The organism is Pseudomonas sp. TWR1-1-3 (genome assembly GCF_049896805.1).
Lineage (GTDB): Bacteria > Pseudomonadota > Gammaproteobacteria > Pseudomonadales > Pseudomonadaceae > Aquipseudomonas > Aquipseudomonas bubulae.
On sequence record NZ_JAFCUZ010000005.1, the window covers coordinates 38241 to 57847 of the forward strand.

The 19607-nt window shown below is 60.6% G+C and carries 13 protein-coding genes; 4 read left to right on the forward strand and 9 right to left on the reverse strand.

The window, feature by feature from the left end; all coding sequences use genetic code 11:
- Positions 1 to 8: 8 nt before the first annotated feature.
- The 4 genes from ACP7BE_RS18700 to cpaB are packed head-to-tail and all read right to left on the reverse strand — an operon-like array spanning position 9 to position 4674.
- Positions 9 to 1283, reverse strand: coding sequence for a CpaF family protein (locus ACP7BE_RS18700; RefSeq protein ID WP_095001047.1), 1275 nt, complete (start codon positions 1281 to 1283; stop codon positions 9 to 11).
- Entirely contained in the window at positions 1280 to 2485 is a 1206-nt protein-coding gene (locus ACP7BE_RS18705) for a pilus assembly protein (RefSeq protein WP_095001046.1), read from the reverse strand. Before ACP7BE_RS18705 ends, ACP7BE_RS18700 begins: the two co-directional genes overlap by 4 nt.
- Positions 2482 to 3708, reverse strand: a complete 1227-nt coding sequence (locus tag ACP7BE_RS18710) for a type II and III secretion system protein family protein (protein ID WP_095001045.1) — start codon at positions 3706 to 3708, stop codon at positions 2482 to 2484. The genes ACP7BE_RS18705 and ACP7BE_RS18710 overlap by 4 nt, the downstream gene beginning before the upstream one ends.
- A gap of 36 nt (positions 3709 to 3744) precedes the next feature.
- On the reverse strand, positions 3745 to 4674 hold the full coding sequence (gene cpaB, locus ACP7BE_RS18715; protein WP_095001044.1) for a Flp pilus assembly protein CpaB: 930 nt from the start codon (positions 4672 to 4674) through the stop codon (positions 3745 to 3747).
- 333 nt (positions 4675 to 5007) lie between these two features.
- Between cpaB and ACP7BE_RS18720 the strand changes: the two genes are divergently transcribed.
- Together ACP7BE_RS18720 and ACP7BE_RS18725 are read left to right on the forward strand one after the other, a co-directional pair.
- Positions 5008 to 5226 carry a Flp family type IVb pilin gene (locus ACP7BE_RS18720; protein WP_095001043.1) on the forward strand — a complete coding sequence of 73 codons (219 nt, stop codon included), beginning with the start codon at positions 5008 to 5010 and terminating at the stop codon, positions 5224 to 5226.
- A gap of 30 nt (positions 5227 to 5256) precedes the next feature.
- Entirely contained in the window at positions 5257 to 5670 is a 414-nt protein-coding gene (locus ACP7BE_RS18725) for a response regulator (protein WP_150629152.1), read from the forward strand.
- Positions 5671 to 5730: 60 nt separating this feature from the next.
- Here the strand turns inward: ACP7BE_RS18725 and ACP7BE_RS18730 are convergent, their stop codons facing one another.
- From ACP7BE_RS18730 to pbpC, 4 genes are all read right to left on the reverse strand, one after another.
- Complete coding sequence (locus tag ACP7BE_RS18730) at positions 5731 to 7413, reverse strand: ShlB/FhaC/HecB family hemolysin secretion/activation protein (protein WP_095001041.1); 1683 nt, start codon at positions 7411 to 7413, stop codon at positions 5731 to 5733.
- A gap of 193 nt (positions 7414 to 7606) precedes the next feature.
- Positions 7607 to 8728, reverse strand: a complete 1122-nt coding sequence (locus ACP7BE_RS18735) for a collagen-like triple helix repeat-containing protein (protein ID WP_426106841.1) — start codon at positions 8726 to 8728, stop codon at positions 7607 to 7609.
- The gene (locus ACP7BE_RS18740; protein ID WP_426106843.1) at positions 8692 to 9090 is read right to left on the reverse strand and encodes a hypothetical protein; all 399 of its coding nucleotides are present in this window, start codon (positions 9088 to 9090) and stop codon (positions 8692 to 8694) included. The genes ACP7BE_RS18735 and ACP7BE_RS18740 overlap by 37 nt, the downstream gene beginning before the upstream one ends.
- Before the next feature lie 434 nt (positions 9091 to 9524).
- A complete protein-coding gene (gene pbpC / locus ACP7BE_RS18745; protein ID WP_426106845.1) occupies positions 9525 to 11861 on the reverse strand; it encodes a peptidoglycan glycosyltransferase PbpC in 2337 nt (778 codons plus the stop codon).
- Positions 11862 to 11952: 91 nt separating this feature from the next.
- Between pbpC and ACP7BE_RS18750 the strand changes: the two genes are divergently transcribed.
- On the forward strand, positions 11953 to 12246 hold the full coding sequence (locus ACP7BE_RS18750; protein WP_095001099.1) for a hypothetical protein: 294 nt from the start codon (positions 11953 to 11955) through the stop codon (positions 12244 to 12246).
- A gap of 865 nt (positions 12247 to 13111) precedes the next feature.
- Here ACP7BE_RS18750 and ACP7BE_RS18755 read toward each other — a convergent pair.
- A complete protein-coding gene (locus tag ACP7BE_RS18755; RefSeq protein WP_426106847.1) occupies positions 13112 to 18001 on the reverse strand; it encodes an alpha-2-macroglobulin family protein in 4890 nt (1629 codons plus the stop codon).
- A 190-nt stretch (positions 18002 to 18191) separates the two neighbouring features.
- Here ACP7BE_RS18755 and ACP7BE_RS18760 point away from each other — a divergent pair, with 190 nt between their 5' ends.
- Positions 18192 to 19535 carry an MATE family efflux transporter gene (locus ACP7BE_RS18760; RefSeq protein ID WP_426106849.1) on the forward strand — a complete coding sequence of 448 codons (1344 nt, stop codon included), beginning with the start codon at positions 18192 to 18194 and terminating at the stop codon, positions 19533 to 19535.
- The last annotated feature ends 72 nt before the right edge of the window (positions 19536 to 19607 follow it).

The following is a 19607-nucleotide window of genomic DNA, read 5'->3' on the forward strand; positions in this document are numbered from 1 at the left end:
GCAGTGCCTCAGCCGTGGGCGTTCAGGACGGGGTCACGACGCAACTTGTCGCTTGCCGGGTTCAAGGCCTCGCGCATAAAACCAAAGCCGGTGCGCTTGTCGAGACGGAACAGGGTGTTGGTCACATACACATCGTCACGCACCCCCACCACCTCCAGCACTTCACTGACGCAACGGCGGCCATCGGGCATGCGCGTCAGCTGGATAATCACGTCCAGTGCGGCGCAGATCATCTGGCGCAAGGTTTTCTCCGCCACCGTACGCCCGGTCAAACCCACCAGGGTTTCCAGTCGCAGCAGGGCATCCTGTGCGGTGTTGGCGTGGACGGTGCTCATGGAACCATCGTGACCGGTGTTCATCGCGGTCAATACATCGAGCACTTCCACACCGCGGATCTCGCCGAGAATGATGCGGTCCGGACGCATCCGCAGGGCGTTGCGGATCAGGTCGCTGGATTTCACCTCACCATGCCCTTCGGCATTGGGCGGGCGGGTTTCAAGGCGCACCACATGAGGGTGGCCCAACTGCAATTCAGCCACGTCCTCGATGGTGACCAGGCGCTCATGGGGGTTGATCAACTGGCTGAGGATGTTGAGCAGCGTGGTTTTACCGGTACCGGTACCGCCGCTGATCAGGATGTTGCAGCGCTTGCCCACCGCCTCCTGGAAGAATTCAAAGATTGCCTGGTCGATGGTCTGCATGGCCACCAGATCGCTGCTTTGCAGCATGTCCTTGCGAAATTTCCGGATCGACAGGCACGGGCCATCCAGGGCAATGGGCGGAATGATCGCGTTGACCCGGCTGCCATCGGGCAGGCGCGCATCGACCATCGGCGAGGACTCATCCAGACGCCGCCCCAGGGGCGCCAGAATGCGCTGCATCACCCGTTCCACATGATGGTCATCGATAAAGCGCAGATCGCTCTGGCTAAGTCGACCCTCGCGTTCGACAAACACCCGATGGGGGCCGTTGACCAGAATTTCAGTCACGGCCGGGTCGCGCAGCAGCACTTCGAGGGGGCCGAATCCGGTCAGTTCGTCGACGATCTCCTCGGCCAGCCGCTCCATCTCATAACGGGAAATAGCCAGATGCAGGCGCGACACATACTCGGCTACCCGCTCGGTAACAAACTGGGCCAAAGACACCCGGGAACCTTCCAGCAGGTTTTTTCCGGTCTCTTCAATGGCATCGATGATATAGCGGTGCAGCACCAGTTTCAGGCCGTCATGGTCCGCACGACCATCCTTGTACAGGCCTGAGCCAAACAGCTGTTCATTGCTCATTTGGCCCCCCACAGGCGGTTCAGGTTCAGCCAGGTACCCGATTTGGAAGTCGCTTGCTCAGGCACCTGTGAACGCAAGACCAACCGTTCACCGAGTTTTTTCAAAGCCTGGCTCAGGGCTTCGCGCGGGGCCAGGTCAAACAGGGTGGTGGCCTGATTCTTGGCATTTATGCGCAGCTCCGGGCTGGGAGGGAGTGTTGTCAGCACCGGCAGGCCAAAGCTTTTACCCAGGGCATCGGCATTGGGGGCAACGCCACTCATATAGCGGTCGATCAACAAGCCCGTATGCTCGAACTTCATGCCCTTGGCCCGCCAGCGGCTGAGTACGTCGAGATTGCGGCGGCAATCGAGCACGCTTTGGTCGGTGTACCACAGCAGGCTGTCGCAATGGGTGGCAAAGGTACGCAGCGCTTCACTGTCAGGCTGACCGGTGAGGTTGACCACAATATGCTGGAAGTGCTGACGCAAGGCACTGAGCAACATATACAGTTCGGCGGCACTGGTTTGCTCCAGCGGTTCGTCACTGTCACTGTGGGCCAACACCCGCAAGCCACTGGCAGTCTTGGTAAAGGCACTGTCAATCAAGGTGCTGTCCAGGCGCCGCAAATGACGCAGGGCATCACCGAAAAAGAACGAGCTTTCCAGGCCCAGCACGGCCAGGCCATCACCACGGGGCACGCCCAGGTCCAGAAACAGGGTTTTTTGATCGTGCTTTTGCACCACCAGCCCCAAGTGGCTGGCCAGCAATGCACCATCGGCATTGCATTGCGCACTGAACAACACGCTCAGACCACCCAACTGGGCATTCGGTGCCACAGGTGGCAGGCGCTTGCTCAGGCGCCGTACCAGCCCCGCCACTTCACTGGAGCGCGAACCGTAGGCCACAAAGTCCCTCGCCCCGGCGCGCATGGCATTGAGTACCAGCTGGTTATCCATACCGTCGCCCAGGGCAACGATGGCCAACATGGGCTTGGCTTCCAGAGCACCTTCAATCAGCGCGCACTGGTTGACTACCTTGTCCCGATCCAGGCCCACAAATATCAGGCCGGCAAACGTCACATCAACCAGGGCCAGCAGTTCATCCAGGCTACTTGTGCCTGCACCCACCACTTGACCCAACGGCGCTAATGCTCCCTGCAGCCACTCAAGATCGGTGTTGTTGCGCGTCAGCGCGAGAAATGTCTGGCTTAGGCTTTGGCTCATTGAGATAACCCGCTACGGCTATTGAATTTGCCGTTCTCCAGGAAATACAGGCGATACCAGTTAGGGTCGTAATTGCGCAATTGCTCCCCGGGCATCGTCGGCAGTGCCGCATTGGCAGCCAGTGGCTGGACCAGATGCGGGGTGACGATCATCAGCAGTTCTTTCTCTTCACGACTGATATTGGAGTCGCGGAAAAAAGCGCCAAGAATCGGAATGTCGCCCAGCCCCGGGAATTTGTTGACCTGGGAGCTGTTGCGCGAACTGATCAAGCCACTGATCACAAAGCTTTCGCCGTCGGCCAGTGAGATGCTGGTATCGGTGCGTCGAACCGTCAGGCCCGGAACCAGGGTGCCGGCGATATTCACCGCATTGGTGTAGTCCAGCTCACTGACTTCGGGGGCCACCTTGAGCATGATGCGATCACGCCCCACCACGGTCGGGGTCAGCGTGAGGCGGATACCGAACTCCTTGTACTCGATCGACACGTTATCGCTGCCGCTGCTGGGCACCGGGATCGGCACTTCACCACCGGCCAGAAAGGTTGCACTCTGCCCGCTCATGGCCACGAGGCTGGGACGCGCCAGGGTGTAGGCAAAGCCGCTGCCTTCCAGGGCATTGATCATGGCCCTGACCTTGCCGCCGCCAAAGCCGATGTTGAAATACTTGGCGTTGGCCACCGGACCACCGGTGATGATCCCTTCAGCGGTGCTGAGGAATGAGCCCGGCGAGCCGAACAGGAAGTTGCTGCCCATACCGAAGATCGAGGTACTGGCTTCCTGCAGTTTGGTGCGGCTGACTTCGACAAAGCGGATATCGGTTTGCACCTGCACCGGCAAGGTCGGGTCTTCGGAGGGCGGCAACGTCGTACCGGTCAGCCCCGAGGCGGCCTTGCCCTTGACGAAAAGCATGGTCTGGTGCGGCTCTTTCGAGCAGGCACTCCAGACCATCAGGCTGGTGGTGCCCGAGGCAATGCCGGTGAGCAAAAAAGCGTTTGGCCCATTGGAGCGAATATCGGCAATGGTGGGGTCGCCCACGGCAATGCGCGAGATGTTCACCGGAAAGCCCATGGCCTTCTGGGCCCCCTGGGCCACTTCCAATACCGAAGGCAATGCGTTGAATGCCGCGCAGTTTTCGCCTGCGGCCAAGGCCATCTCCAGGGGCAAGCTGCTCAGCAGCAGCGTCCAGAAAGCGCGTTTATAAAGTGGAGGGCAACGGTGGCTCATGTTGGTTTTCCTTTCAGATAAGGATTTTTATTGGGCCTACTGCTGAGCCGTTTGATTGCCGCGGATCACTTCAATACCGCGTACCCGAGGGGCGACAGCGGGATTGCTGCTGACTGGCACTCTTGCCGGACTGGCCATGGCTAACTGGTTAAATTGATAAAGACTGCGCTTGGCATTATCAAGATTAGTCGCAGATTCCTGCTCGCCCGCCCAATATTTGCTCAAACGTTGCTCGTCGGCACTGCGCACGGCCAGGCGCAGGGTGCCTGCCTGGGTCGCCAGCATCAGTTGATTGAGAAGCTGCTCGGGAACCGCCAGGACTGCGGATCGCGCATTGATGCGGCTTTGTTCTTGCTTGAGCGCTTCCTCGGCATTTTTCGGCTGGCTGGCCAACTTGCCATCGCTGGTCAAGCCCAGTTCACCCCCCACGCTCAGCACCCGCACTGCCGGCAATACCACCTGGGCCGACTGCTGAGGGTTGCCACTGTCCTGACGCAAAAACAACAGGATATCGACGTAATCACCGGGGCTGAGCTGCCCACCCGCAGCGGACACCTCGTCAATCATGACACCCAGTGCGCGCTCATCCGGGCGAATCATGCGAGCCAGCGGCCCGCCCACGTCAAAGCTTTGATCACTGAGCCAGGTGCCTGCACTCAGGCTGCGCCACGGGGTGCGGCCCACCGCCTGATCGATGGCAGTCAGGCTGCCAGCGGGGGCGGTACGGAGTTTTTCCAGGGTCAGGTCATCGGCCGTCAAGGCCACATTCGGGGGGACATCGCGAACCAGTACCACCACCGCCTGGCGGGTTTTGTCTTCAACGGCCGCTACACCTTGTTCTACAGACTGAGCCACCGGAACTTCGGCGACCGGCTGCTGTCGACTCAATACCAGCCCCCAGTAACCGGCGGCAATTGCCCCGACAAACAAAATGGCGGCCAATATCAGACTGCGTCGATTGTTCATGCACAAACTCCCTTTATCACTGCGCACTGCAGACTAAAAAACCCATTCACAATCAGGCAGCTACGAACCTTTAATGCGTTTGAAACCAATCGCTATTTAAAAATAGCTCAGGTAAAGCAAAATGCCATTAGCGGACTAAAAAATCTCTAATCAATTGTGAATAGTTTGATTTGACACGCATTTTTTAAATAGTCATTTGGATTAATACTTTGTGATTAGTCCAATGATACAGTTGTGGGAAAGTCATTTATTGCCAATGCTGTGACTGCAGGTGGGAATCACCCTGCACCCAAGTTACGCAGTGCCCGCCCCGGCGCACTAAGGAGAAGTCAGATGATATTAAATACTGTTCTGAAAGTGTATGTACCTGCCCAGGTATTTGTAGCGCGCCAAGCCAAGTTGTTTGCAAAACGGACCGAAGGCGCTTCGGGTATTGAATATGCAATTATTGCAGCGATGGTGGCGGTGGTGATTGCCGGGCTTTCAGGCGATGTACAGGATGCAGTAAAAGCTGTATTTGAAGAAATTAAAACAGGCTTGGCAGTTGCTTAAATAAATCGTTAATTACAAAGAGTAATTAATATGCCTCTCCCCCCATCACGCCAACAGCTTCTCCTGGTGGATGACGAAGAGGACGCACTGCTGGAGTTGGCTGAGCTGCTGGAGGGCGAGGGCTTTTGTTGCTATACGGCAACTTCAGTCAAACTCGCCCTTTCGCAGTTGACCCAACATCCGGATATTGCGCTGGTCATCACCGACCTGCGCATGCCGGAAGAGAGCGGTATTGCGCTGATCAAGCGCCTGCGCGAGCACACATCGCGCCAGCATTTGCCGGTGATTGTCATTTCCGGGCACGCCGATATGGACGATGTAAGCGACCTTCTGCGCCTGCAGGTGCTGGACCTGTTTCGCAAACCCATTTACCACGTGCGCCTGCTCGACACCCTCGAAAACCTCTTTCCACAGCCCACACACTTACACCTGGCAAGAACTTGACCCCCATACTATAAAAGCCCGCCCCCCTGACTTGGGGAGGCGGGCTTTTACGGTCACACACTACAACTGATAACTAAAACTCAATGTATATCGCGGCCGGCGATTAAAACTGTCCAGCGCTATATCCGACATGGGCTTGGCAACTTCCAGGGCAACGTTGTAATAGCGCTTGTCACCAAAACGCAAGCCCAGTGCTGCCGAAGACATATCCGAACCTTTTAACGGCAACTCGTTGTACCAGACTTTGGCCCTGTCCACGACGGCATAGGGTTGCAGCAACTTGACCCATTCACCCTCGCGATTGAAGCTGTAGTTAAGTTCGTATGCCGCCCCCCAGCCCTTGTCGCCGGATGCCTGATCGTCCGGGTAGCCGCGACCGAAGTTCTGCCCGCCAAATACCGCCCTTTCGCTGTCAGGCAGGGTGTCGTCACTCCAGTAAAGAGCGCCCGATATCACCCCCTGCCAATTGTCGAAGTAGCCGTTACTCTGCACGCCCGACAGACGCAAACGGAAGAAGTCCAGATCGTACTGCGTGCCGGTCAGGTTGGTCTCGCTCTTGGCACCCATGCCATCTATGCCCTGGTACAAGCCGGCACTGACGATGCGCAGTTGTTTGGCATCGGACTTGCGCCAGTCGCCCTCAAACGCCAGTGCCCGCACGTTGGTTTTGTCACTGATGGTCTGCCCGTAGCCGACGATCTCGTAGTCAGTCTTGTCATTGACCCCGTAGAAACGCGCGGCGGCGCTGAGCCATTGATCCGGAGCAGCGATCAATGGATGGCTGATACCGATCGAAAAGCGGTCATTCTCGCGATGGGGCTTGAGTTCAAAACCGTCGCTGGTGACGATACTGGTACTTGGATCACTGCGATAACTGGAACCAAACAGGTTCAACTGCGTGCCTTCCGCGTTGAGGTACTGGCTGTAATCAAGGCGGTAGTAGTGCTCCTTGTCATTGCCCGGGGGAAACAACCCGCTCAGGGTCAATTGTTCGGCCATGGCCGTTTGCGAATTGCTGCTGGCCGCCAGCAGCGCCTGGGTGCTGCTGCGATTGCCTTCGACCAGGCTCATGCTGGTGGTGAAGGGCTTGCGGCTGGCACTGATACTCAGCGTCGATGCGCCATCGGTGGTGCCGGGTGGTGGCACTTGCGCCTCCAGAGTGACGCCGGGGATGCGGCTCAACAGCGTGCTGTAGCGGTTGAACGTCTTGCGGGTCAGCGGGCGTTCGCCCTTGAGCTTATCGACCAGCTCATCCACAAACCCTTTGACCCGCCCGATATCGCCGTCAACCTTGTACTCGCTGATATAGCCTTCAACCAGCACCACACGCACCAGGCCCTGGTCGAAGTTCTGCTGAGGCAAAAACGCATAGGACAATAAATAGCCATCGTCCTGGTAACGCTTGGTGATCTTGCGTGTGGCCTCGATCAGTTCGGCCAGAGTGATTTCATGGCCCAGCAGCGGTTTGTACACCGCCCCCAGCTCTGGCAACGGATAGATCGTGCCACCTTCGATCTGCAACTTGCGAATGGTCAGGCGGGTACCCATTTCCAGTGGCCGGGGTTGTGCAGCCGCCGGCTTGGGTAGTTCCAGCGCAGGCGCCGCAGGGCGATAGGCATCCACCGGCAGGTTGGGCGTGGGCAGGGTTTGCATGCTGTCATTGCTGTTGAGAAAACGCGGAAGGGTCTCGGCACCCGCATACGGGGCCAGAGCCAACAACAAAAAGGGAACGCAATTACGCATAGGACACTCCATGTTCAACTACGGCGACATAACGAGGGGCTTTATTTTTAGAATGCTTTGCAAAGCGGCCCGAGCATCAGTCCTACAATCTGCACATGAAAAAAGACGAGAGACTCATCTGAATCTCTCGTCCCAACCAAGCGTAGGCGCTGTAGGTAAGGCCGTCGAACCGGCCAGGTGCAATATTCTTCAGTTATTTCTTGCCCAAGTTGCCCAGCCCGCCAACCACGCCCCCAAGTACCCCGCCCAGACCGCCTGTACCAGCGCCCGCGGCTCCTGCTGTTGTATCGGCAGTGTTGTTGACTGAGTCCACTTTGACACCCAGCAAGCCGCCAAGACCACCAACTACCCCACCGACGACACCGCCAACACCACCGACTGCACCTGCACCTGCACTTGCACCTGTAGTGTCAGCACCAGCTCCGACACTGCCGCCAGTGCTTGCCCCCACACCCAGACCGCCCAGCAGACCGCCAACCCCGGCGCCTACACCAGCGCCTGCACCGGCCCCCGCACCTGCGCTCACACCGCCTGTACTAACCCCGGCACCGGCACCTACACCGGCCCCGGCGCTTGCGCCCACACCCAGCCCGCCCAGCAGACCACCCAGCCCTGTCCCGGTACCAGTACCAGTACCGCTGCCTGTGGAGCCCGCTGCCGGATTCACGTAGCCGCCAGCCTTGTCAACCGCACCGCCTACACCGGTCAGCACACCACCGACCAGAGAAGTCACCGGGTTGTCGCCGCCGGTAGCTGTCACCTTGTCGCCGAGGCTGCTCACGGTGCCGCCTACTTTGTTCAGCAGACCATCTACCGGTGCCCCCAGCCCTGTGGTGGTACCCACTTTGCCCGTGACGTTCTCGACCAGGGAAATCACCGGCACCAGCACCTTGTCATTTACGCCGCCGGTCAAGGCGCCCAGCTTGCCACTGCTCACATCGGTGGTCAGGGTATTGCCGATCATGGTCACCGTGGTGCCCACTTTGTTGACCAGCCCGCCCGTGGTATCAGTCACCTTGCCAACCACGCCACCCACCAGCGGAATCTGGCTGATCGGGGTGTTGTCCAGCACGGTGCTCAGACCGGTACCCACTGACGAAACGCCTTTGCCTACATCACCAACCGCGTTGGTAACACCACCGACAGTCAGGCCGAGGGAGTTCTTGTCGGTACCCAGCGAGCCCAGGCCACCAGTAATGCCATCTGTTACGGAGGTCACGGCATTGCCGGTATTGGTCACCAGGCCGCCAGCCACGGTACCGACCACAGGCACGGTGCTCAGGGTGCCACCAACCCCGCTGACCGTGGTGCCCACGCCGCCAAGGGCGCTGCCGACCTGACCTGCGACCTGACCTGTAACCAGAGGAGTTGTGCCTGTACCGCCTGTACCGCCGGTGCCGCCTGTGCCTCCGCCAGTGCCGCCACCGGTTCCACCGCCAGTTCCACCGCCTGTACCACCACCAGTACCGCCGCCTGTACCACCAGTACCGCCGCCTGTACCACCACCAGTTCCACCGCCAGTACCGCCGTCTGTACCACCACCAGTTCCACCGCCAGTGCCGCCGTCTGTACCACCACCGGTACCGCCGCCAGTGCCGCCGTCTGTGCCACCGCCTGTACCACCGTCAGTCCCGCCGTCAGTGCCACCGCCAGTACCTGCGTCAGTACCGGTATCACTGCTGGCTACATAGCTCTTGTGGCCGCCACCGCCGCCGCTGCAGCCAGCCAGGCTGACAGTCATGACCAAGAGGAGCGCTGTGCTGGTTTTCAGAAAAAGTTGAGTATTCATGATTAAGTCCCTTGCACCTGTTATGCCTGAGTTCGAAGTTCCCTGCTCTGTGTCGGGGATACGTTCGTCCGTTGGGTACATAACAACGCCGCGGGCCTTATCAAACAATTCACAACTTGGTATTAACCCCTTATATAAAACACCTTGCCCCCTTCTTGATGATTAATACTTTGGTTTTAAACGCCAGTAAAAAAACCATATATATCAACGCCATTACTTCCCCGAAAAAACACTGCCAGCAGCGACTCTACTTTAGGTATAAGCATAATTGACGGGTTTCAAGTTGATATTCAGTGCGTAAAACAGGCACAAAGAGGGGCTGTTATTCCACCACACTGAACTCGACACGGGCAGTCTGCCCGCTTTCATCGAGCACGCTCAGCTCATAACGCCCCGGTAGTTCCAGGCTGGTGTTGAATACCTCTGGTTGTGCACTGTCGCCCAGCGGCGCGCCATTGATAAACCACCAGCGCCGACCTTCACCGCCCAAGGCCGATAGCGCCAGGCGCAACATCGCCTGGCTGGCAGCAGGACGGCGCAGTCGGTCGCCGTCACGTACACCGACAATCGACAGCGGGGTCAGCGCACTCAAGGCCGGTGGCGGGCATTGTGTGGAAGCCGCAGGCAGCCGCGCTTCACGTCGCTCTACCCGGGGTAGCCACGGCTCAAGGGGGGCTGGCCACAATGCCACCTCGTGTTGTTGCCCGTCGGCGCATTGCGGGCCAACACGCAAGCCTTGCGGATTGACCCGGATGATTTCGCGCAGGCCCACACCCAGAGGTTGATCCGCCGCCAGCAAGGTCGGCGGCGTGGTGTGATCCAGGGTCCAGGCAAACCGCTGGCGACGACAATTGGCATCGCTCTTGTTCATGGGCTGCCCCAATGGCCAGCAAATCGCTGCCACCCCAACACTGTCCGGCACCGCCTGTACTGGCGCGACAATGCCACGCTGGTTGTCGCGGTTGCTCAATACGTCGTGGACTTGCAGCATCAAGGGAGCCGCCGACGCCAGGCCGAACTGCCCCGGCACGGGGGTTCCATCCGGGCGACCGATCCACACACCGATCAGGTAACGCGGCCCAACACCGATCGCCAGCGCATCGCGAAAGCCATAACTGGTACCGGTCTTCCAGGCCAGTTGCGGGCGCAGCACCAGGTCGGCATGGGGGTCGCGGTCAGGGCGCGCCTGCCCGCTGAGGATGCGCCGTATCACCCATGCCGCCCCCGGCGACAGCATGCGCCGCTCGCGCAGTTCGTCGTCGGGTTGCAGCCGCAGGTTGGCGCTGCGCCCTTCACGTGCAAGGGCGCTGTAGCCGCTGACCAGATCTTCCAGACGGCTGCCGGCGCCGCCCAGAATCAGCGCCAGATTGGGCTCGGCCAGTGCTGGCAAACTCAAGGGCACGCCACCGTTGCGCATATCGGCGGCAAAACGCTTGGGCCCATAGGCTTCAAGCAGTTGTACGGCGGGCAAGTTGAGCGAAGTGACCAGCGCGGCACTGGCCGATACCGGCCCGCTGAAACCCATGGAGAAGTTGCCCGGACGATAGTCGCCATAACGCCGCGGCACATCCTGCAGCAGCGATTCAGAGTGAATCAGCCCAGCATCCATGGCCATGCCGTACAAAAACGGCTTGAGGGTCGAGCCCGGCGAGCGCATGGCGGTGATCATGTCGACATGGCCAAAGCGGCGTGCATCGTTGATGTCCACCGACCCCAGATAGGCGCGTACGGCCATGTTTTCGGTTTCGACCACCACAATGGCCGCCGAGGTGTGATCGGGCAAACGGGCGCGCCAGCCCAGCAGCAAGTCTTCGAGGCGACGCTGCAAACTGGCGTCGATCATGGTACGGATCAGTGGCGGGCTGCCGGGGCGGTTAAGGCGTCGCGCCAGCAAGGGTGCCTGGCTCGGTTCAAGGCGCGGTGCCAGCAGCAGCGGCTCTTCCAGGGCCTCGTCCACCGCTGGCTGTGGCCACACCCGGTACTCGGCCAGGCGACGCAGCACCTTGTCGCGCGCCACTTGTGCGCGTTGCGGGTGACGGTCGGGGCGCAAGCGGCTCGGCGCTTGTGGCAACACGGCGAGCAGGGCTGCCTCGGAACGGGTGAGCTGCTGCGGCGACTTGCCCAGATAAGCCCAACTGGCCGCAGCAACACCCTGCAGGGTACCGCCAAATGGCGCGCGATTGAGGTACAGCTCAAGAATCTGCGGCTTGCTCAGATGCCATTCCAGCTGAGCGGTGCGCCATAGCTGACGCAATTTGCCAGGCAACGTCCGCTCATGGGGATCGAGCAGGCGTGCAACCTGCATCGACAACGTGCTACCGCCTGATAACACCCGCCCGCCGCTAAGGTTTTGCCAGGCCGCACGGCCCAGCGCCAGCGGGTTGACCCCGGGGTGTTGAAAGAACCAGCGGTCCTCGTAGGTCAGCAAGGCATCCAGGTACAGCGGCGACACGTCTTCGACATGCACCGGGTAGCGCCACACACCGTTGGCATCGGCAAAGCGCCACAGTGGCGTGCCGTCTTCGGCCAGGACAACGCGGGCCTGGTCATCCTTGGGCAACGGCAGCGGCCAGATCCTGTCAGCCAGCCACAGCAACGTACACAGCGCCAGCAGGCCGCCAGCCGTCCAACCCAGTAATTTTTTGATCCCTGGCCCCACTCAAACTCACTCGCTACGCAACTTGCACCATGAATGGATGCCTAATGTGTATATCTGGCACAGTGGCCACCTTACTCATCGGAACCTGACCATGCACGTCGAAAGTTTTATTGGAAATCTTGGCCTGTGGCTGGGCACGCTGGTGCGTTTTATCGTCGAGACCCTGAACGGCCTGTTCGGCACCATCACTGAGGCAGGCAGCAACTTTGTCGACGGCATGGCCCGGGCGTTGGGCATGGACACCTCGATCATCAGCATTGCGGTGTTGATCATCGGCCTGTTGTTTTTGTACAACGCCGTGCGCGCCTTTATCCGCGCCTCGATCATCGGCGGTGTGATCTGGCTGGTGCTGGGGCTGTGGCTCTTGAGCTGGATCATCAGTTGAGCTCTTACTCCTGTGGGAGCGATGCGCCATATCTGTTGCCGCTTTAGCGTTTTAACAGGTACACCGGGTACATATCCGGCATCTGCGGTTAACTGAAGTATCGGTTTCGCCCTTACGGCGAGTCCCTTTTTGAAGGACCAAAAAGGAACCAAAAAGTCCTCGCCCTACCATACGGCCGACTCGCCAAGGCTCCCCGGTTCCCTCTCTCCGGCACTGTTATGGGGGCACGCCGCGACGGGCCATCCATGGCCCATCGCGGCTGGCGCGGCGTCCTGCCGCGCCACCCCCATAACAGCACCTGCGTTCGGCCTTCTGTGAGGGGCATTCGCGTCACCTGCACAATCGAGTGGCCACAACAAAAGCAAAAGCAAAAGCAAAAGCAAAAGCAAAAAATTTAACCAACACCAACTCTTTTGGGAGCGGGCCTGCCCGCGATGCCAGCACTTTGTTCCTCCAGATAGAACGAGGTGCCTGCATCGCGGGCAAGCCCGGCTCCCACAGGGAAATATGTCGGTCGCAGATCCTGCATTCAAACAGGCCGGCCGGTCGGCCGCCTCGACGGCTGTTGATCTGCCCGCCCCATCGGGAGGCCGAGAGGAGGTTCTGCGCAGTGGGCCTCCCGGCATGGATGCCGGGAGAGCCGCGATGGGCCAAGGATGGCCCCTGGCGGCGTGCCCACGGAGCGGGACCGGAGCGAGGGAACCTGAGCGCAGCGAAGGCCGGACGCCAGGGGCAAGCCTTTTTGGTTACTTTTTCGGCGTCTGGAAAAAGTGACTCGCCGTAAGGGCGAAACCAATATCCCGTTTAAACGCGAATGCCGGATATGTACCCGGTGTACCTGTTAAACCCTACCGCGACCACAGACCTAACGCTCCTTGATCACCATCTCCCCCGCCGCCTCACCCACGGCCTGCCAGTTGGGCCGGTACATCGACTCCACTTGCGGCGGCGGCACCCGATAGGTACCTGGTGTCACAGCACGGGCCAGGTACAGCAGGTGCGTGGTCCCGTAGCCATCCAGTTTGACTGCCGCCACATAACGATCATCCCGATACTCCTGATGCTGCACGCTGGCGTTCTGCATCGACTCGCGCCATTGCTTCACTTGAGTACTGGCGTTTTCAAGGCTGGCCGCGCTCTGCCCCAGGTTCTGGTTTTCCAGCTCCAGGCCTGCCGGCAGCAAATCCACCACCAGCGCATCAGGCACTTGCTGCTTGGCCGTCACGGCCAGATGCACCAGCACCAGATCACCACTTTTCAGCGCCTTGAGATCCAGCGGCTCACCGTTCATACCCAGGTAGTCGCGGCGAATGCTCATGTTTTCGCCGCCCGCCGCCGGGGCGTGCTGTGGATAACCCGAAATCGTCAGCTGTTGATAAATCGGCGCGCTGCCTGCGTTACGCAGGCTCAGGGGCGAGGCTAGCAGCGGCCCGTCGAGCTTGAGCCCTGAGCGGGCGTTGTTCAGCTCGCGGGTCTGATCGCCACTGGTGAGTTGCGCACTCCAGCTGGCCTCAGGCTTGCCCAGCAAATCGCGACCGGCGAGGAACAGTGAATTGCGTTCCTGGGTCGACAGCCACTGACTCGCCGCCAGTTGATCGGACAGGTCGAACAGTCGCTGTTCACGCTGACCACTCATCAGGTTGTTCTCTTCCAGCAAGGCCAGAATCAACGCCTGATCGCGCAGCGGGCTGCCGTAGTCGCCCAGCCATTGATCAGCCTTGCGCTTCGCCGCCAACCCCGCCACCAACGCTTGATCGGCGCGCGGTTGATCGCCCATTTTCTGCAGGGCAATGGCCAACTGCACCAGAGGCAAACCGGAACGGGCATCGCTGCGGCGCTCAAAAATGCTGCGCAGCGCACCCAGCGGCGCCTGTTGGCTTCGGGCCAGGACCAGCGCTGCATAGGCCTGTACGGCAAAGCGGGTGTGGTCGAGGTTGTCGCTGTAGTCGGCCTCGATCAGGTTGCGTTCCTGCACATAACGCAGCAACCGCTCGCTGGCCTTTTTCAGCGCCTCGGGAGGTACCGCGTAGCCTTGATCGCGGGCGCGCAGCAGGAAGTCGGTGATATAGGCTGTGAGCCAGTACTCTTCCTGACCGTCCGCGCCCCACAGGCCAAAACTGCCGTTGTAGCGCTGCATGCCCAGCAGGCGCTCGATACCCAACTCGATTTTGCGTTTGCGCTCGGTGTCCGGCTCGCCTTCAAGGCCCAGGCGTTTGAGCAGGGCTGCATCGGCATACAGAGCCGGGTACAGGCCGCTGGTGGTTTGCTCGGAACAGCCATACGGGTAAGCCTTGAGCGCACGAATCTGCTCGCCAAGATTCAGCGGCGGGCGGCTCGACAAGCTGAGCAAGGCTTCACGCCCGGCCGGTTCAAAGGCTTGCAGCTCGCCCTCGGGCAGGCTCCAGGGCTGGTCGTTGAGCACAGCACGGTAATGCTTTAGCAATGCTGGATACGCCGGGCGCACCCCCAACGTCCATTCGCGGGTGAACGGCGCCAGGGTTTCACCCGGCAGGTCCAGACCATTGACCGTCACCTTGACCACACCGGTGCCATACCCGCCCAGCGCCTTGACCGGAACCTGCAAGGTACTGCGCTGGCCGGGGCTGAGTGTCAGGCTCTGTGTCGCGTCACCCAGCAGGCTCAGTTGCCCCTCGGTGTTAAGGTTCACGTGCAGCGTTTGCGGCTTGTCAGTGAGGTTGGACAAGTCCAGCGCCAGCCGTGTCTCGTCGCCACCGGCCAGAAAGCGCGGCGCGGCCAGCTCGGCCACCAGTGGTGCAGCGACCACGGCTCTGGCCTCGGCCATGCCGTAGCGATCGTCGGTCCAGGCTTGCGCCATCAAGCGCAACTCGCCGTTGAAGTCAGGGATATCCACACTGACTTCACCCTCGCCCTGCTCGTTGAGCGTCACCGGTGCACTTTGCAGCGCCACGATGGTGACACTGGTGGCAGGTCGCTTGCCGCCCTTGGCCAGTGCCGCATCGCCACCGAACGCCAGGCTGGCCAGACGGCCCTGCCCGGCCTCAATCAACTGCCCGTAAATATCCAGCTGATCCGCCCCATAGGCCTTGCGCCCGAACAGGCTGGCGAACGGGTCGGGGGTCGGGTACTCAGTGATATTGAGAACGCCCACATCCACGGCAGCCAGCAGTACATGGGCCTGCTTGGGAATGCTGCCATCGGCATTTTTAGCCGAGAGCTTCACCGTCAGAGGTTGCTTGGGACGCATTTTTTCAGGGGCATCCAGCGTAAGAGCCAACTTGCGCTGGCTGCGATCGATGGGCAGGTGCAGCACCCCTACAGCACGCTTGGGAGTGATATTGGTCTTGCGCTCACCGGGGCGGATCACCAGTGCACTGATATACAAGTCATGCCGGGCCCAGCTCGGGTCGAGTCTGATTTCGTAGGCCTTGCCCTCGGCCGGCACTTCGATTTCCTGCCACCACAACGGGCCATCGCTGCCTTCAACCAGCAAGTAGCCCTTGCCAGCCGCAGGTGGTGTGACCGTGACCTTGGCCGTATCGCCATCGGCATAAGCGGCCTTGTCCAGCGCCAGCTTGACCTGGTCGGGGCGCACGGCACCGCCTTCGGCGTTGTCCTGGGCACGATAACCGGCCCAGAAACGCAGGCTGCTGATCAAGCCGGTTTGCGGGTCTTCAACCTCTACGCGGTAAGGGCCCCACTCCACCGGAAAGCTGACCTTGGCGGTTTCGCCCGCCTTGAGGCTGAGGGTCTCTTCGTTGAGGTTCAGAAACTTCTCGTTGTAGTGATAACTCCAGCCGTCGTTGTCCGAGTAGTTCCAGTAGTAATCGCGGCGTTCACGCACCAGGCGCACCTTAAGGTTGTCGGCCGCCAATTTGTTGCCCTGGCTGTCAGCAACCAGCAGCTCGAACTCAACCGGGCCGTCGCCATCGGTTTCAGCACCATCAAACAGGCCACGCAGCCCCGGCAGACGGTCTGCCGGCCATACCGGCTGCACCAGGCGACGGGTAATCGGGCGCCCGCCCGACTCCTGCAAACTGGCCTGCACAATCAGTTGCAGCGGCGATTTGGCATCGCTCCACTGGCTGTCGATGCTGAGGGTTTGCTTGCCATCGGCGTTGAGCACGCTTTCGTCCAGCTCCAGATCCTGGGTCAGCTCCGGTTCTGTCACCGAACCGAACTGATAGCCCGGCAAGGCACTGACCGCCTCGCGCAATGGCCGCACATAGACCTGCCCGCTCAAGCGGTTACCGGCTGCCGGAGCACCGTACAGGTAACGCCCCGCAACCTGGATTTCAGCGGTTTGCTCGGGGCTCAGCGGGGTATCGCTGCCCTTGAGTTCAAGTGCCATGCGCTCGGGTAAAAAGTCCTCGACCAAAAACTCGTACAGCTGCGGCTTGCCGTCACCAAAGTCGAACACCAGCTGCCAGCGCCCGGTCGGTGCTTCGGCGGCCAGTTGCAGCGGGTACTGATACAGACCGGAAGCATCCGGCGTCCAGACGAACTTGCGGCTCACCTGCTCGTCCGGGCGACGCACCTCGACGCTGACCGGCTGCGGCTTGACCGGGTTGCCGTCGCGGTCGCGCAGCAAGGCATTGAGCAGCACGGTTTCGCCGGGGCGATACAGATCACGGGGGCCAAATACAAAGAACTGCAACGGATGCGCCTGCGGGCCGCCAATATCGAATTCGGCCAGATCCAGCGCCGCCGTGTTCAAGCGCAACAGGCTGGTCTGGTCGCCCTGGCGCGCCAACAACACTTCGGCCTTGGGTGGCAAGGCCAGCTCGGCATGCCCGTCCTTGCCCGTCTTGTCCTGGCCAAGCATCTTGCCCTTGCCATCAAGCAACTCAAGATCGATGCCGCTCAGTGCACTGCCACCTTCCAGGGCCTGGGTGAACACATCCAGGCGCTTTTGGTAGCGATGCACCGAAAGGCCGATATCACTGAGGGTAAACAAGGTGGCTGGGGTCGAATAGTTGTAACTGCCGGAGGCGGTCATCACCGCCAGATAAACTCCCGGCTGCTGCAAGGGCTTGATCCCGGCCGTGGGCAGGATCAGGGTTTCCCGGGTATTGCGCGCCGGGTTCAAGTCAAAACGGCCGCTGTAAACCAGATCGGCCATATTCAGCAGATCCCTGGCTTCGTAGCTTTGCAGGCTGCTGTTGCGCCCCCACTGGCTGAGAAACGCCGGCAGCGACTCGGGTTTGACCCGAAAGAACTCGACATCGACCTTGTCGACGTTCAGCGCGATCACCGGCAGACCTTCGGCCAGGCGCGTGGGCAGCAGGTTGCCACGGCTGGCGAAGCCGACCGTGGGTTGCAGGTCGCGGGTTTCCAGGCGACTGACGTATTCGGCGGCGAGCTTGGCATCGTTGACGGCGCGCAGGCCGGGGTCGACGGTAAGGATCAACTTGCGCTGCGGCTCAAGGTGGCGCAAGCGCAACTCCATCAGGTTGTCCGATAGCTCCCAGGCGCCATCGACCTTACCGGTTTTGGCGTCCACCAGATGCAGTTTGTCGGCAAAGTTCTGCTGCGGGTCCAGCGGCACTGAAAAGCTCACGGACAAGGTACTGGCCCCGTCCAGCTGCACTTCAGAGACGTCTACCACACTCAACTCGCGCCCGGCATAACGCCCGGCCAGCACTTTGACGTCCTGTACCGGTTTAGCCGGCTGGCTCGTGGCCACCTGTGGCGTGGCGGGTTTGTCGACGCTGGAAGAATCACAAGCGCTCAGCAGCGCCAGCGTGCAGGCCAAAAGCAGTCCTTTGTTCAGCATGGTGTACTCGTTTACCGGGCAGTTAAGGGTTGACTATATAACAGCTGGATGAAGATCAAGAGCCCCTCACCCTAGCCCTCTCCCGAAGGGAGAGGGGACAAAAGCGCAGATCAGCCCCCTCGCCCTCCGGGAGAGGGTTGGGGTGAGGGCAGGCTTTGCGGCTACAATCGCGCTCCCCCAAGGAGCCTGCATGTCATCTTCCCTGTTAGCCGACTGGCGCGACCGTCCTACCCATCGCCGGGTGTGGGCGCTGGCGGCCCCCATGATCCTGTCCAATATCTCCGTGCCGCTGGTGGCGTTGGTCGACAGTACCGTTATCGGCCATTTGCCCCACGCCCATCAACTGGGCGCCGTCGCCGTGGGCGCCAGCCTGTATATCTTCCTGGCCTGGATGATGGGTTTTCTGCGCATGGGCACCACCGGCTTCGCCGCGCAGGCCGCCGGACGCGGTGATGGCGCCGCGCTGCGGCAAATCCTGCTGCAGGGCCTGTTGCTCAGCGTGCTGTTGTCGATGCTGCTGGGGGCCATTGCGATTCCTTTTAGCGGCGTGGCCCTGAGCCTGATGCAGCCCTCCACCGAACTGCACGCGCTGACTCTGGAGTTCTTCCACACACGGCTATTTGGCCTGCCCGCCGCACTGGCCAGTTATGCACTGGTAGGCTGGTTTCTGGGCACGCAAAACGCTCGCGCACCGTTGGCGATCCTGCTGACGACCAATCTGGTGAATATCGCGCTGAACCTGTGGTTCGTCCTCGGGCTGGACTGGGGGGTGGCAGGCTCGGCCCGGGCTTCGGTGATTGCCGAATGGAGCGGCGCCCTGCTCGGCCTGTGGCTGACCCGCGGTGCCCTGCGTCGATATCCGGGCAGGGTAGTGTGGGCCGCCCTGGGCATGTGGCACAACTGGAAGCCGTTACTGGGGGTCAATCGCGATATTTTTATCCGCAGCCTGATGCTGCAACTGGTGTTTTTCTCCATCACCCTGCAAGGCGCCCGCCTGGGCGATGCCACCGTGGCTGCCAATGCGTTATTGCTCAATGGCCTGCTGCTGGCTGCCCATGCCCTGGACGGTCTGGCCCACGCCGTCGAGGCACTGTGCGGACACGCTATTGGCGCCCGCGACCGTGAGGCGTTGCGCCGCTCGATGGTGGTGGCCTGCGGCTGGTCACTATTGGCCAGCCTGGGTTTTGCGCTGCTGTTTATGTTCGGCGGGCATCTGTTTGTGCAAATGCAGACCGATATTCCCGTTGTGCGCGAAACCGCTTTCCAGTACTTGCCCTATCTGGCCCTGCTGCCGCTGATTGCAGTATGGAGCTACCTGCTTGACGGGCTGTTTATCGGTGCTACCCGCGCTCGTGAAATGCGCAATGCCATGGTGATCAGCGTGGTCATCGCCTTCCCCGCCGCCTGGGTCCTGCACGGCTATGGCAACCACGGGCTGTGGATAAGTTTCCTGCTGTTTATGGTGCTGCGCAGCCTGACCCTGGGCGTGTACGCATGGCGAATGCAACGCAAGAACCAGTGGTTCGGCGCCTGACACTGAGGCGAAAAAAAACGCCGGCCCGTGCAAAGCACAGGCCGGCGTTTTTCGGTCAGCTCTGAAGCCCGT